This is a genomic window from Micromonospora sp. RB23 (assembly GCF_053585025.1).
Genome location: NZ_CM132111.1, coordinates 5426808 through 5440308 on the forward strand (window position 1 = coordinate 5426808; position 13501 = coordinate 5440308).

The following is a 13501-nucleotide window of genomic DNA, read 5'->3' on the forward strand; positions in this document are numbered from 1 at the left end:
GTAGTGGCACCAGCACGACCACCCGCCGCCCGACTGGCGGCACTGATCGTCATGATGGTCACCCTCGGCGTCGCGCTCCCGATCGGCGCCGCCACCGCCGCTCCCCCCGCCGGCCTGCAGGCCGCCGCGGCGCCGGACGGCGACGAGGAGGGCGGCACCCCCGCGCTGCGGGCCCAGCTCGAAGCGGCCAGCAAGGGTTACCTCGACGCGAAGCGCGCCCTGGACACCTCCATCCAGCGGCAGCAGCAACTCGCGGTCAAGCTCAAGACCACCGAGGCCGAGATGACCGTGCGCAACGGCAAGGTCGGCGAGATCGCCGGCGTGGCGTACCGCACCGGTCGACTCAGCACCGTCTCGGCCCTGCTCAACAGCAACACCCCCGAGGGCTTCATGGACCGGGCGGCCGCCCTCGACGTGGTGGCCGCCAACGAGGACCGGGTGCTGCGCGACCTGCACGTCACCCGGGACGAGGCGAACCGCACCCGCGTCGCCCTCGACGGCGAGATCCGCGAGCAGCGCAAGCAGGTCGAGGTGATGGCCAAGCGCAAGGAGCAGGCCGAGCGGGCCCTGACCGTCGCCAACAACAAGGCACGCACCACCGCCGCCGACACCGGCTCCAACCGTGGCACCTCCACCGCCAACGCCCAGCCCGCCCCCCGCAACTCCGACGGCTCCTGGCCGTCCGAGTCGTGCAGCATCAACGACCCCACCCCGGCCAGCAGCTGCATCACCCCCCGAACCCTGCACGCGCTCAACCAGGCCAAGGCCGCCGGGTTCACCCGGTACGTCTCCTGTCACCGCAACGGCGGCTCAGGCGAGCATCCCAAGGGCCGGGCCTGCGACTTCGCCGCGCAGAAGGGCGGCTTCGGCGGGGTCGCCACCGGCGGCGACAAGACGTACGGCAACAACCTGGCCGCGTACTTCATCCGCAACGCCGACCGGCTCGCGGTGCTCTACGTGATCTGGTTCAAGCAGATCTGGCTTCCCAGCAGCGGCTGGAAGTCGTACAGCGGGGGGAACGGCGACCCCTCCAGCGACCACACCAACCACGTGCACCTGTCGGTGTACTGACCGTCGGAGCCGTCCGGGGTACGTCAGCGGGCGTACCCCGGACGTCGTCGGCGGTCGGACGACGACGCGGGGTCGGGCCGGGAGCATTCGGGTATGCCGCGAATCGCGCCCACCACCCGCAAGGCCCTGCTCACCCTGCACCTGGTCACGTCCCTCGGCTGGCTCGGGGCCGATCTGGTGCTGCTCACCCTCGGCATCGCCGCGCAACGCGGCGCTGATCCGGCCGTGGTCTACCCGGTCGCCGGGCTCGTCGGCACCGTGCTCTTCGCGCCGCTGAGCGTTCTCGTGTGGCTCATCGGTGTCGCCAGCGCGCTGCTCACCCCCTGGGGCCTGCTGCGCTACCGGTGGGTGGTGATCAAGCTGGTGATCACGACGGTGATGGTCGGGCTGGTGCTGTTCCTGCTCACCCCGAACCTGCGGCACGCGGCCGCGCTGGGCGCCGCCCTACCCGCGCGGGACCGCGCCGACCTGGTGATCGCGCCCGCCGTGTCGACCACCCTCATGATCATCGCGACGGTGCTGTCGACGTACAAGCCCTGGGGCCGCCGGGCCGGCCAACCCTGCCGCCGCGCGACGGTCGGCGCGACGCGCGCCTGATCGCGCAGGCACCTCGACGGGTCACGCGGGATTGTCGAGGGCCGCGCCGAGGCGCGCGGCCAGTGCGAGGTGCGCGGCACGGGCCTGGCGGAAGGCGTACCCGAACAGGGGTGTCGGCGCGCGCAGGGTGATGTCGACGTCGATGCGGACCAGACCGTCGGGCTCGGCACGCAGCCGGGTGTGGTTACGGACGGTGGTGGCGGGCCACTGGCGGGCCACGGTGACGATCTCGTCGGGCTCGCTGATCAGCACGTCCGCCTGGTAGGTGGTGCGGAAGCGCAGTGGGCCGGCGACCAGCCGGTCGTTGATCGTGTAGCTGGCGCGGGCGCCCGGACGGGGCGGCGTCACCTCGCGGACCCGCACGATCAGGGGATGCAGGTCACCCTGCCGGGTCAGGTCGCTCAACAGCGCCGCCGCCTCGGCGACCGAGCAGCGGGCCTGGACGGTGTAGCTGAAGGTATCGCTGCTGAGCACACCGTCTCCCGAGGTCGCTGGTCGCACGATCGTCCCGTACCCCGCCGGGACTGGCAACGGCCGGACGGACACCGTGCGTTGTCACGGCATTCGCGCAGCGTTCCCACTACGTTCGGCTGATGGGTAATCACCTGTTGCGACGAAGGGTGGGCGCGTGAACGGTGACGACCGGTGAGCGGAGGCGTGATGGTCTTCGCGCCGACACCGCAGCTGACGGTGACGGTGGACCAGCCGAGCGACCAGCCGGAGCTGCACCTGCACCCCGGCGGTCAGGGGGTCTGGCAGGCCCGCATGGTGCTGTCCCTCGGGGTCGACGTGGTGCTCTGCGCCGCGCTCGGCGGCGAGATCGGCCAAGTGCTGGAGCCGCTGCTGGTCAGCGAGGGGGTGGACCTGAAGGTCGTGGTACGCGACTCCGGCAGCGGCGCGTACGTGCACGACCGGCGCGGCGGCTCCCGGCAGGAGGTCGTGGACGTGCCCGGGGAGCGCCTGAGCCGCCACGAGCTGGACGAGTTGTACAACCTGGCGCTCGGCGAGGGGCTGCGCGCCGAGGTGAGCATCCTCAGTGGCCCGAACGCGCCGTGGCTCGTCCCGGCCGACCTGTACCGGCGTTTCGCCGCCGACCTGGGCGCCAACGGCAGCCGGGTGGTGGTCGACCTGTCCGGTGAGCACCTCGGCGCGGTGCTGGACAGCGGCGTGTTCTTCCTCAAGGTGAGCCACGAGGAGCTGATCCGGGACGGTCGAGCCCGCGACGGGAGCGGCCCCGAGCTGACGCGGGCGATGTACGACCTGCACGCCGCCGGCGCGGAGACGGTGGTGGTGAGCCGTGCGGACCAGCCGGCGCTGGCGCTCGTCGACGGGGAACTCTTCGAGGTGGAGATGCCCCGGCTGGAGGCCGCAGATCCGCGCGGAGCGGGCGACTCGATGACCGCCGGCGTGGCGGCCGTGATCGCCCGTGGAGGCGACATCCGTACGGCCATCCGCACCGGCGCGGCGGCGGGTGCGCTGAACGTCACCCGGCACGGCCTGGGCACCGGACGCCTGGACTCGATCACCGGTCTCGTGGAGCGGGTCCGACTGGTCCCGGCGGACAGCCGACAACAGGAGCGGACCACCCCCGACGAGTTGGCCGACCGGGTGGTCGAGCGATGACCCTGCGGGTGCTCGTGACCAACGACGACGGGATCGGCGCACCCGGTATCCAGGCGCTGGCCCTGGCGGCAACGCGGCGGGGGTTGGACGTGGTGGTCGCCGCGCCACTGGAGGAAGCCAGCGGCACCAGCGCCGCGATGAACGCCGTGGAGCGGGACGGGCGCGTCGTGGTGCACGACCACCCGCTGCCCGACCTGCCGGGGATCCCCGCGTACGGGGTCGGCGGCTCGCCGGGTTTCATCACGTTGATCGCGCTGCACGGCGCGTTCGGCCCGCCGCCGTCGGTGGTGCTGTCGGGCATCAACCGGGGCGCCAACGCCGGCCGGGCCGTGCTGCACTCGGGGACGGTGGGCGCCGCGTTCACCGCGGCCTCGAACGGATGCCGTGCCATGGCGGTGTCACTGGACGTGCTGAGCGCGGGCGAGGCGACGGCCGCCAGCGGTGGCGCCGCCGTCGACGCCGCGGGCCGCGTACGCGACGCCGAGCGGCACTGGAGCACGGCCGCACGGGTGGCCCTGGACCTGCTCCCCCGGCTGACCTCCGCGCCGCCGGAGAGCGTACTCAACGTCAACGCCCCCGACCTGCCGCACGAGCGGCTGCACGGGGTACGCCGTGGCGCGCTGGCCAGCTTCGGCCAGGTGCAGATGACGGTGGCGGAGTCGGGGCACGGCTTCGTGCGTACCTCGTTGGAAGAGCCCGGGCAGGCCGCGCAGCCGGGCACCGACGTGGCGTTGCTGGCCGCCGGGTACGCGTCGGTCACGGCGATCCGGGCGGTCACCGAGGTGGCCGACGTGGACCTGACCGGTCTGGACGAGCAGTTCTGACGGTCGCCGCCGCGCTCAGGCGCCGGGCAGCACCTCGGGGGTGGCGGCCCCGGCGAAGTAGGGCTCCGGCGCGCCGAAGAGACCGAGCAGGCCGGTCACCCAGAGCTGACGGTGCACGAACCGGCTCGGCTCGGTGACGACCAGCTTGACGCCGCTGACCTCGGCGGTCTGGAAGCCGGCGACCATGGCGCTGATGCCCACGGAGTCGATGAAGGTGACCAGCCTCATGTTCAGCTCGATGCGGAGCGGACGGCTCTTGGCCAGCACCTCCGCAATCGCCTCACGCACCTCGTACGCTGTGTCGACGTCGATCTCACCCCGGGGAGCGATCTCGACGACACCACCGGACAGGACCGACTTCACGATCGACAGGCTCACGCGAGCACCTCCACCCGCCCGTCCCCCGGGCGCCTCATCAGTACGCGGGCCGCGACCGAGAGTATTCCTCCAACGGCCTCGGTCGCCACCCCTCGGGATGAGCAATTCACGGATCCGAGCGCACAAAGTCGCCCATATCCCCACTTTTCGGCATCTGATCATTCAATACTTTTCGTTATCTGATCAGTCGACGATCGGTCGGAACCGACGCGTCGCCGGACCAGGGTAGCGGTCGCGGCCCGGCGAGCCCGACATCCGTCCCGCCCCGCCCGCCCGCCCCGCGTGGGGTCGGCGTGTCGCGGTCCGACCGGCCAAGGTGGTTGCCGGCGCTTTCTAGCATCGGCCCGGGACACCCACCGTGACGGAGAGGATCTTCGATGATCAAGCGACTGGCCGGGCTCGCCGGCGTGGGTCTGCTGCTCGCCCTCGTACTGGCCTGCGGTTTCGGCGGCGGAGACGACGACGATGACGATGACGACGACTTCGCCGGCGGTGTGGCTGCCGTGGCGGTGCGCTGACCTGGCGGGTGCGCCACGCGGGACCGGGTTTGCGCTCGACCGGCCCGGGGCACTGCCCAATCAGCGAACCGTGTCGCGCTGGACGGACGCCGAGGTCCGAAGTGGCCGGCGGCTTCGGCACCTGAGGAGGTAACCACGATGTTCGGAACGAATCTGCTGGACCGGCGCAGCAAGCCGGAGCGGATCGCGGACCAGGCGTGGGAGCAGCTGCTCTCCGCCGTCAGCTCCGCGGGAGACAGCGTCCGGGACACCGCGCGGTCGGCCCGTCGCAGCAGCGGTGACCTGGCCGACGGCGCCGGTGACCTGGTGGGCTCGGCGGCGGAGGAGGCACGGCGTCGCGCCTCGCGCGCCTTCGACGCGCTCGCCGGACGCCAGCCCGCGCTGCCGTGGACGCTGCTGATCGGCGCCGCGCTGGTCGGCGCGGCGGTCGGCTGGGCCGTCGGCTCCGCCGCCCGCGCCGCTGGCAGCCGGGACGACCGCGCGGTCAACGACGTCGAGTTCGTCGACGTCGACCGCCCCAACTCCCCCGTCGGACTGGACGACTAGCGAGTCAACACGCGAGCGGGCCCCGTCGACATCGCGTCGGCGGGGCCCGCTCGCGTACCGGTGGCGGCGCTTGCGCCCGGTCCGCCGGGGTGCCGGACCCCTCAGGCAGCCCCGGCGGACCGGTGTTCGTGGGTGGCCCGGACGACGCCGGGCCACCGGTCAGCGACTCGTGCAGCTCACCGAGGTGGGCGGCGAGTTGGTGCCGATCCACGAGCCGAGGAACCCGATCGTGGTGCTGGCCCCGGGGGCGAGCGCGCCGTTCCAGCCGCTGTCCACGACCGAGACGACCGCCCCGTTCTGGGTGTGGGTGCCGCCCCAGAGCTGGCTGATGCGCTGGCCGTTGGGGAAGGTCCAGCCGAGCGTCCAGCCCGCGATGGGCCTGGTGCCGGGATTGCTGACCAGGACCTCGGCCTGGAACCCGCCCGTCCAGGAACCCGTCACCCGGTACGTCGCCGCGCACCCACCGACCGGAGGCGGCGTCGTCGGGGGCGGCGTCGTCGGGGGCGGCGTCGTCGGGGGCGGCGTCGTCGGGGGCGGCGTCGTCGGAGGCGGGGTCGTCGGAGGCGGCGTCGTGGGAGGCGGGGTCGTGGGAGGCGGGGTCGTCGGCGTGCCGCCGGTGCGGTCGGCCACCAGGATGCCGCGACCGTTGGTGCCCAGGTAGACACGCCCGTAGACCCGAGGATCACCGGTCAGCGCCTCGGTCGGGTTGCCGTACTGGTGACGGTCGTCGTTGATGCGTACCCACGTCGTGCCGCCGTCGTCGGACCGGTGTACGCCGGGCTGGCCGTCCACCGTGCCGTAGAGGAAGACGGCCGGGTTGGTCCGTCCCGGCGCGGCCTTGCCGAAGCCGACGTTGCCGGAGGCGCTGACGCCGCCGAGCTTGGTGAAGCTGGCCCCGGAGTCGGTGGACCGCCAGAGCCCGCCCGGACCGGCCAGCCACAGCTCGCCGGACCTGCCGGGCAGCGCCTTGAAGCGCACGTCGGCGGTGGGCAGGCCGGTCGCCGCCGTCGCGGTGAAGCTCGCGCCGCCGTTGGTGCTCAGGTAGAGCCGGCCGGCGCTGAAGCCGTAGAACCGGTTGGGGTCGACGCGGTCGGATTCGATCGTCGCGTTCGCCGGGATGCCGGTGGACGGCGCCCACGAGTTGCCGAAGCCGACCGCGTAGACGACGCGTTGACCCGCGTCGCCGGGCGCCCAGACGAACCGGCTGCCGTCGGCCGCCGCGGCGACCGTACCGCCGGCGTTGACGCCGGACGGCTCGGTGCCCTGGAACCAGGTGGCCCCGCCGTCGGTGGAGAAGGCGACGTGGCTGTCGTTGGGCCGGTCGGAGTCGGTGAAGTTGCCGGCGCGGACCAGTGTGGCCGGCTTGCTCTCGGCGTAGTCCAGACTCGTGGTGCTGGTGAAGACCGGCTGGGTGAACAGCATCGACGGAATGGTGTCCAGGTCGACGTGCCGGAAGCCGCCGACGTCGCCGAGCGCGCTGATCAGTGGCGCGCCGCTGGGCGGACTGACCAGGTCGAGGACGGCCGTCTCCTCCAGGCCCCGGACCATCGGGCGGATCGTGAACTGACCGCCGGTGTCCCACTTGGTGAGGTCGGTGGTGCCGTAGATGGTGGCGCCGGTGCCGTACATCATGCGGTTGGAGTCGTGCGGGTCGATCTCCACCGACTCGTTCATCCAGCCGAGCTTGGGGCTCTCCTCGGGAGGCGCCGGGTTGGTGCCGAAGGTCAGCCAGGGCACCGAGCTGACGTCCATGGTGTAGCGCTTGGACCGCTGGGGGTAGCTGGTGAAGTCCCAGATGCGGGTCCAGGTCGCCCCACCGTCGGTGCTGCGGAAGAAGATCGCGTCCGGCCACCAGGAGACCTGGGTGGCCACCATCAGCGTGTTCGGGTGCTGCCGGTCGATGGTCAGGCCGCTGTAGCCGAAGTAGTCGTCGCCGCTGGTGGAGGGGATCGGGCTGATCCGCGTCCAGGCCCCGGTGGACCGGGTGAACTTCCAGACGTCGCCCTTGCCGCCGTCGTACGGGCCGCCGGTGTCGCTGGTGGCGATGTAGAGGTGGCCGCCGACCGGGTCGACGACGCCCTTGTGCGCCAGGTAGCCGGTGGGTTGCCCGGGAATCCGCGCCCAGGTGACACCGCCGTCGGTGCTGCGGTAGACCGGGTTGTCCTTGTCCGCCACACCTACGTAGATCGTCTGCGTGGTGGTGCCGGCGGTGCCGGTGCTCTTGTCGAAGCTGACCCAGGTCAGGCCCTGGTTCTGCCCGTTGTAGCCGTTCGGGTCGCTGGGGTCGGCCCGGTAGTTGCCGGCGTTCGGGAAGGCGGTGACCCGGGCCCAGGTCGCCCCGTAGTCGGTGCTGCGCCAGAGCCCGTTCCCGCCCTCGGCGCCGTAGTAGAGGACGCTGTTGCGGTTCGGGTCGACGGCCAGCCGCTCGCCCATGCCCCGGCCCGGCATGTTGCCGCCGTTCTTGAACGGCAGCTCGGTGACCTGCCAGGTGGCGCCCCTGTCGGTCGAGCGCAGGATCGCGCCGTTGTTCGGGTCCCAACCGTTGGTGTACATGCCGACGGCCGCGTACACCCGGTTGGTCTGCACCGGGTCGGTGGCGATGCTGACCACTCCGTTGTAGCCCCAGCGGTCCGCGCCGACCCAGTCGAGCAGCGGCGTCCACGACTGGCTGCCCTGCTCCCAGCGGTAGGCCCCGCCGATGTCGGTGCGGGCGTAGATCAGGTTCTTCTCGGTGGGGTTGAAGACGATGCCGGGCACGAAGCCACCGCCGCCGACCGGGACGTTGCGCCAGGTGTACGCCTCGGCGGCGGCCGGTGCGGGCGTCGATCCCGCGGCGGTGATCGGGACCGCCACGACGGCCGTGGCGAGGGTCAGCGCCGCGACGGCCACGCTGGCCAGTGATCTGGGCATCTGTGGTTCCTCTCGGGGGTGGGGACCCGGGAGTCGGGATCGACCGGGGTGACGTCGCGGCCCGGGGGACGAGCACGGCGACGCGGGGACGGATCGACCAGAAGTGGCGCGCCGCGGCCCGGGGGACGGACGACGACGCGGGGGACGGATCGGAGCTGCCCTGGCTCCAACCACCCGACGCGAGGCTCCCGCGATCGAGGAACGCACTCACCCTAACCGATTCGACGCTGCTATGGAAGCGCTCCCACCGGTCGCTGGCGAGCCTGCTTCGCACACCAGCCGCGCGGGAGCCCACCCGCATCGGGTGAGGACGGCTAACCCGCACGACCGGCAGGATCGGACCTCGGCGGGCCGGCACGGCCAACACCCCGGTCCGCCAGGAACGCGAGCGGATGGGAGGGGCAGATGGCCATCGCGACGATCACGCGTACCGACCAGGACATCCAGTCCGCCGTCCTCGACGAGTTGACCTGGGAACCCCGGGTGCAGCCGCACGAGATCGGCGTGACCGTGGCCGAGGGCGTCGTCACGCTGAGCGGACGGGTGGACAGCTACGCGAAGAAGTGGGCCGGGGAACGGGCCGCGCACCGCGTCGCCGGTGTCCGGGCGGTCGCCAACGACCTCACCGTGCAACTGGCCGGCAGCGACGAGCGCGCCGACCCGGACCTGGCCGCCGCGGCCGGCGACGCCCTGGAGTGGGACGCGTTCGTGCCCATCGAGAAGCTCCAGGTCACCGTCTCGGCCGGGTGGGTGACGCTGCACGGTGAGGTCGAGTGGGAGTACCAGCGCCGGGCCGCCGAACGGGCGGTGTGCCGGCTGACCGGCGTACGTGGGGTCAGCAACGGCATCACCGTCCAGCCGAACGCGTCGCCGGACGGCACGAACCTGGCCGGGAAGATCGTGGACGCGCTGGCCCGGGCCGGCGCCACCGAGGCCGAGCGGATCACCGTCCGGGTGCACGGCGACACGGCGGTGCTCGCCGGGCTGGTGCACTCCATGCCCGAACGCGCCGAGATCGAGCAGGTGGCCTGGTCCGCCCCCGGCATCCGGGAGGTCCAGAACCACATCGCGGTCGCCCCGGTGCTGCGCTGAGCGCGGTAACCACCCGGGACGGGTGAGCCCGTCTCACCCGTCCCGGCGGCAGGCTGGTGGCATGAGTGATCCGAACGGGCTGATCCAACCCGGGCACCCCGCCCCCGGCTTCACCCTGGCAAGCACTCCGGACGGGCGCCAGACAGGCCCCGAGCAGTTCCGGGGCCGCCCGGTCGTCCTGGTCTTCTATCCCGCCGACTGGAGCCCCGTCTGCGGCGACCAGATGTCGCTCTACCAGGCGGCAGCGCCGGTGTTCGACCAGTACCAGGCCATGGTGCTCGGCATCTCGGTGGACAGCATCTGGTCGCACCGGGCGTTCGCCGAGAGCCAGGGCATCACCTTCCCGCTGCTGTCCGACTTCGAGCCCAAGGGCGAGGTGTCCCGCCGGTACGGCGCGTACACCCCGCGGGGTGAGTCGGCCCGCGCGCTGGTGGTGGTCGACCAGGCGGGGACGGTGGCGTGGAGCTACCTGTCGGCCCCCGACGTCAACCCTGGCGCGGACGGGATCTTCGACGCGCTGGACAACCTGACCAACGAGCGGAAGGTGATGGCCGGATGACCACGCCACTGCAGGTCACCGCGCGGCTGCGCGAGCCGCTGACCGTCGAGGACCACGTCCGCGGGCCGTCCGACGCCGCGGTCACCATCATCGAGTACGGCGACTTCCAGTGCCGGTTCTGCGGCGCCGCGTACCCGAACCTGCACGAGTTGCTGCGCCAGCGCGCCGACACGGTACGGCTGGTCTACCGCTACTTCCCCATCGCCAACGTCCACCCGTACGCGGAGCGGGCGGCGGAGACGGCGGAGGCCGCGGCGGCACGGGGGAAGTTCTGGGAGATGCACGACTGGCTGTACGAGCACCAGGACCAGCTGGACCCCGTACACCTCTCGCTCGGCGTCGAGCAGCTCGGGCTGCCGACGGACGAGGTGAACGGCGAGGTGGAGCGCCGGACGTACGCCGACCGCGTACGCCGGGACTTCGTGGGCGGAATCCGCAGCGGGGTCAACGGCACGCCGACCCTCTTCGTCAACGACGTCCGGCACGACGGCGGGTACGACCTGCCCGATCTGCTGGCCGCCGTGGACGCGGCGGCGAACGCCTGATGGCCGTCGGTTGATCCGGGCGGTGACCCCGCCGCTCAGATCAGCCGCAGCTCGCGTGCCCGCCGGACCGCCTCGCGCCGGCGGGTCGCGCCGAGTTTGCGGTAGATGTTGCGCACGTGCGTCTTGACCGTGTTGACCGACAGGGACAGCTCGGCGGCGATCTCCACGTTGGACAGGATGCTCTGCAGGTACCGCAGGATGGTCAGCTCCCGCTCGGTGAGTGGCTCGTCGAGCAGACCGTCCGGACCGGCCGCCGGCCGGGGCGTGACCTCCTCGACGCCCCGGACCAGATCGCTGACCAGGGGAAAGTGCGCGGTACCCGCGTCGAGGTGGGCGGCCAGCAGGTCCCGCACCGACGGTTGCGCCCGGGTGAACGCCCGACGGGAGCCCTGCGGGCCGGCCAGGTCGAGCACCTGTTCCAGGACCCGCCCGGCACGGCGTACGTCTCCGGCCCGTTCGGCGAGCACCGCCTCCAGCAGGCCGGCGTCCAGGCGTACCGGAAGGGGCCACGCGGCGGCCGGCGGACCCTGCCAGTCCGGCAGGGCCCGCCCGGCGGCGCCGAGGTCGCCGGCCCGCAGCTCCACCCGGGCCAGGGCCACGTCGAGTGCCGGGGTGGCCGGGTCGCCGGTGACGTCCGCCAGCAGCTCACGGGCGGCGTCCAGGTCGCCCCGTTCGGCGCGGGCGTCGGCCTCGGCGGCCCGGAGCAGACTGGACAGTTCGGCGGCGGCCGGCTCGTCGGGCAGCGCCTCGCGGGCGTGCACCAGCAGCCGCTGGGCGGCGGCCGGGTCACCGGCGTCCCGGTCCAGGCCCGCGCGGCACAGCGCGAGAACCGCCGCCGCCACGGGCTCGTCGCCGGGCGAGTCGGTTGCCGGTCCGGCGAGCGCGAGGTTCGCGGCGGCCTCCTCGGGTTGGTCGCGGTGCAGGGCCACGACCGCCAACGCCAGGTACGCGTAGCCGCAGTCGAGCCGGCAGGACCAGCCCCGGCAGGCGGGCATGCCCAGCGCGTCGTGGGCCGTCTGTTCCGCTGCGCGCAGGTCACCGCGCACGGCGAGCAGCAACGCGGTGCGGCTGGCGGCGACCAGTTCGGTACGCGGCCGGCCGGCCTCCCGGGCCGCCGTCCCGGCCCGGACGAACCGTGCGTCGGGCAACCCGCCGGCGGACATCTCGACCAGGCCCAGCGCGGTCCCGATGAACGCCCGCAGGTCGGCGTCCTCGGGTGCTGACGTGTCGGTCACCGGTCCGGCGGGTGGGCCGTCCGGTGAACCGGTGGTCGGGGCGGCGGTCGGGCGGTTGCGCAGCAGTCGGGCGGCGGCGGCACGGGCCTGCCCCCGGTCACCGGCGAGCCGGGCCAGGGTCAGCTCCAGCGCGGTGGCCAACCGCAGGAACCGGTCCCGCCGTGGCGTCGGCAGCCCGTCCGCGTACGACGCGGCGGTCCGCAGGTGGCCGGTGGCGGCGCTCAGGTCACCGGCGTACGCCCGCTCGGCGGCACTGGCGAGGGCCACCTCCGGATCGGCCCCGACCGCCTCCGGGGGCGGGGAGGGCGGCGTCGGTCCAGGGACCGGGTCGTGGTCGTACCGGGTCAGCTCCGGCCAGTGTGCGACGAACAGGTCAGCGGCCAGGCTCCAGCGGCCGGCGGCGAGGGCGTGCCGCAGCCCGTCGGCCGGTCGGCCCGCGCCGGCGTACCAGTCGGACGCCCGCGCGTGCAGCTCCCGCACCTCGTCACCGGGCAGCCGGGCCAGCTCGGCGCGGAGCAGATCGGCGAGCAGCGGGTCGCAGCGGTACCAGGGTGGTCGGCTGTCCTCCCGGCGCAGCAGCCCACCGGCGCCGGCCAGGTCGGCCAGCGCCCGCTCGGCGTCCGCGCGGCCGGTCAACGCCTCGGCCAGTTCGGCGCAGACGGTCTCGGCGAGGGCCGTACGACGCAGCAGGTCCTTATCGGCCGGGTCGACGGCGGCGAGCACCTCCTCGTGCAGGTAGCCGGCGATCTCCGGCTGGTCGCCGCCGAACTGCCCCACCCACCGTTCCGGGTCCGGCTGGCCCCGCAGCGCCAGCGCGGCGATCCGCAGCGCGGCCGGCCAGCCCCCGGCGCGCTCGCGCAGGCGGCGTACCGCGGCGACCGGCAGCGGCACGCCGTGCGCGGTCAGCAGGTCGGCCGTCTCGTCGTCGGTGAACGCCAGCTCGTCCGGGCCGATCTCGGTGAGTTCGCCGGCGAGTCGGAGCCGGTGCAGGGCCAGCGGCAGGCCGGCCCGCGCGCCGACCACCAGGCGCAGCCGCTGCTCGGAGTGCCGCAGCAGGAACTCCAGCCCGTTGAGCGCGGCCGGGTCGGTGATCCGGTGCAGGTCGTCGAGCACCAGCAGCACGGGCTGTGGCGCGCCGGCCAGCCCGGCCGCCAGCAGTTCCAGTTGGTCCGGGCGCGGCGGGGCGGTGGGCAGCGGCGCGACCAGGTCGTCGTCGCCCGCGCCGGTGGCCGTGCGCAGGGCCGCCGCCAGGTACGCCCAGAGCCGGTCGCCGTCGTCGCCGGCCTCCACCGAGACCCACGCCGGCGTCGGCGCGTACTCGGGTTCGCTGAGCCGTACCCAGGTGGCGAGCAGGGTCGTCTTACCCCACCCGGCGGGTGCGGCGACCAGGGTGACCGGCCCGGCGCTGCCCTCGTCGAGGCGGCGCAGCAGGCGCGGCCGGGCCACCACCGGCTCGGGTGGCACGGTCGGCGTCAGCCGCGACGACAGCAGCGGACGCTGCTCCCCCGGCCGCGCCGCCGCCGTGCCGACCCGCGCGGAATCCTGCTGTTCCGGCACCCGGTACCCCCACCGCCCGCGTTCCACCCCCGGTCGGCGAGCGGTT

13 protein-coding genes are annotated in these 13501 nt (G+C 73.4%); 9 read left to right on the plus strand and 4 right to left on the minus strand.

Going from position 1 to position 13501, the window contains the following annotated elements; translation table 11 throughout:
- The first annotated feature begins 3 nt into the window (after window positions 1-3).
- Together ACTFTM_RS24595 and ACTFTM_RS24600 are read left to right on the plus strand one after the other, a co-directional pair.
- Window positions 4-1071 carry a coiled-coil domain-containing protein gene (locus tag ACTFTM_RS24595; protein ID WP_449562814.1) on the plus strand — a complete coding sequence of 356 codons (1068 nt, stop codon included), beginning with the start codon at window positions 4-6 and terminating at the stop codon, window positions 1069-1071.
- 93 nt (window positions 1072-1164) lie between these two features.
- Complete coding sequence (locus ACTFTM_RS24600; RefSeq protein ID WP_449562815.1) at window positions 1165-1668, plus strand: hypothetical protein; 504 nt, start codon at window positions 1165-1167, stop codon at window positions 1666-1668.
- Window positions 1669-1689: 21 nt separating this feature from the next.
- Here ACTFTM_RS24600 and ACTFTM_RS24605 read toward each other — a convergent pair whose 3' ends face one another.
- Window positions 1690-2142 carry an SRPBCC family protein gene (locus ACTFTM_RS24605; RefSeq protein WP_449562816.1) on the minus strand — a complete coding sequence of 151 codons (453 nt, stop codon included), beginning with the start codon at window positions 2140-2142 and terminating at the stop codon, window positions 1690-1692.
- Between the two features lie 186 nt (window positions 2143-2328).
- On the opposite strand from ACTFTM_RS24605, the gene ACTFTM_RS24610 reads away from it, so the two are divergent.
- Window positions 2329-3291, plus strand: coding sequence for a PfkB family carbohydrate kinase (locus ACTFTM_RS24610; protein ID WP_449566720.1), 963 nt, complete (start codon window positions 2329-2331; stop codon window positions 3289-3291).
- A complete protein-coding gene (gene surE / locus ACTFTM_RS24615; RefSeq protein ID WP_449562817.1) occupies window positions 3288-4115 on the plus strand; it encodes a 5'/3'-nucleotidase SurE in 828 nt (275 codons plus the stop codon). The genes ACTFTM_RS24610 and surE overlap by 4 nt, the downstream gene beginning before the upstream one ends.
- Window positions 4116-4130: 15 nt before the next feature.
- On the opposite strand, the gene ACTFTM_RS24620 is transcribed toward surE, so the two are convergent.
- Complete coding sequence (locus tag ACTFTM_RS24620; RefSeq protein ID WP_007463546.1) at window positions 4131-4493, minus strand: STAS domain-containing protein; 363 nt, start codon at window positions 4491-4493, stop codon at window positions 4131-4133.
- Between the two features lie 377 nt (window positions 4494-4870).
- On the opposite strand from ACTFTM_RS24620, the gene ACTFTM_RS24625 reads away from it, so the two are divergent.
- Both ACTFTM_RS24625 and ACTFTM_RS24630 read left to right on the plus strand, forming a co-directional pair.
- Window positions 4871-5011: a hypothetical protein gene (locus tag ACTFTM_RS24625; RefSeq protein ID WP_449562818.1), complete on the plus strand. Its 141-nt coding sequence runs from the start codon at window positions 4871-4873 to the stop codon at window positions 5009-5011.
- Window positions 5012-5149: 138 nt separating this feature from the next.
- Window positions 5150-5557, plus strand: coding sequence for a hypothetical protein (locus tag ACTFTM_RS24630; RefSeq protein ID WP_449562819.1), 408 nt, complete (start codon window positions 5150-5152; stop codon window positions 5555-5557).
- 159 nt (window positions 5558-5716) lie between these two features.
- Here the strand turns inward: ACTFTM_RS24630 and ACTFTM_RS24635 are convergent, their stop codons facing one another.
- Window positions 5717-8467 carry a cellulose binding domain-containing protein gene (locus tag ACTFTM_RS24635; protein WP_449562820.1) on the minus strand — a complete coding sequence of 917 codons (2751 nt, stop codon included), beginning with the start codon at window positions 8465-8467 and terminating at the stop codon, window positions 5717-5719.
- Between the two features lie 405 nt (window positions 8468-8872).
- Between ACTFTM_RS24635 and ACTFTM_RS24640 the strand changes: the two genes are divergently transcribed.
- The 3 genes from ACTFTM_RS24640 (at window position 8873) to ACTFTM_RS24650 (ending at window position 10663) form a co-directional block, all read left to right on the plus strand.
- Window positions 8873-9559 carry a BON domain-containing protein gene (locus tag ACTFTM_RS24640; protein ID WP_449562821.1) on the plus strand — a complete coding sequence of 229 codons (687 nt, stop codon included), beginning with the start codon at window positions 8873-8875 and terminating at the stop codon, window positions 9557-9559.
- A 61-nt stretch (window positions 9560-9620) separates the two neighbouring features.
- Window positions 9621-10118: a redoxin domain-containing protein gene (locus ACTFTM_RS24645; protein WP_449562822.1), complete on the plus strand. Its 498-nt coding sequence runs from the start codon at window positions 9621-9623 to the stop codon at window positions 10116-10118.
- Complete coding sequence (locus ACTFTM_RS24650; RefSeq protein WP_449562823.1) at window positions 10115-10663, plus strand: DsbA family protein; 549 nt, start codon at window positions 10115-10117, stop codon at window positions 10661-10663. Before ACTFTM_RS24645 ends, ACTFTM_RS24650 begins: the two co-directional genes overlap by 4 nt.
- Before the next feature lie 35 nt (window positions 10664-10698).
- On the opposite strand, the gene ACTFTM_RS24655 is transcribed toward ACTFTM_RS24650, so the two are convergent.
- Complete coding sequence (locus ACTFTM_RS24655; protein ID WP_449562824.1) at window positions 10699-13455, minus strand: LuxR C-terminal-related transcriptional regulator; 2757 nt, start codon at window positions 13453-13455, stop codon at window positions 10699-10701.
- Between the last annotated feature and the right edge of the window lie 46 nt (window positions 13456-13501).

Excerpts from the sequence above, each read along its gene's own strand:
- ACTFTM_RS24645 (WP_449562822.1), top strand. The coding sequence starts at position 9,621 with ATGAGTGATCCGAACGGGCTGATCCAACCCGGGCACCCCGCCCCCGGC.
- surE (WP_449562817.1), top strand. The coding sequence starts at position 3,288 with ATGACCCTGCGGGTGCTCGTGACCAACGACGACGGGATCGGCGCACCC.
- ACTFTM_RS24640 (WP_449562821.1), top strand. The coding sequence starts at position 8,873 with ATGGCCATCGCGACGATCACGCGTACCGACCAGGACATCCAGTCCGCC.
- ACTFTM_RS24635 (WP_449562820.1), bottom strand. The coding sequence starts at position 8,467 with ATGCCCAGATCACTGGCCAGCGTGGCCGTCGCGGCGCTGACCCTCGCC.
- ACTFTM_RS24610 (WP_449566720.1), top strand. The coding sequence starts at position 2,329 with ATGGTCTTCGCGCCGACACCGCAGCTGACGGTGACGGTGGACCAGCCG.
- ACTFTM_RS24625 (WP_449562818.1), top strand. The coding sequence starts at position 4,871 with ATGATCAAGCGACTGGCCGGGCTCGCCGGCGTGGGTCTGCTGCTCGCC.
- ACTFTM_RS24600 (WP_449562815.1), top strand. The coding sequence starts at position 1,165 with ATGCCGCGAATCGCGCCCACCACCCGCAAGGCCCTGCTCACCCTGCAC.
- ACTFTM_RS24630 (WP_449562819.1), top strand. The coding sequence starts at position 5,150 with ATGTTCGGAACGAATCTGCTGGACCGGCGCAGCAAGCCGGAGCGGATC.
- ACTFTM_RS24650 (WP_449562823.1), top strand. The coding sequence starts at position 10,115 with ATGACCACGCCACTGCAGGTCACCGCGCGGCTGCGCGAGCCGCTGACC.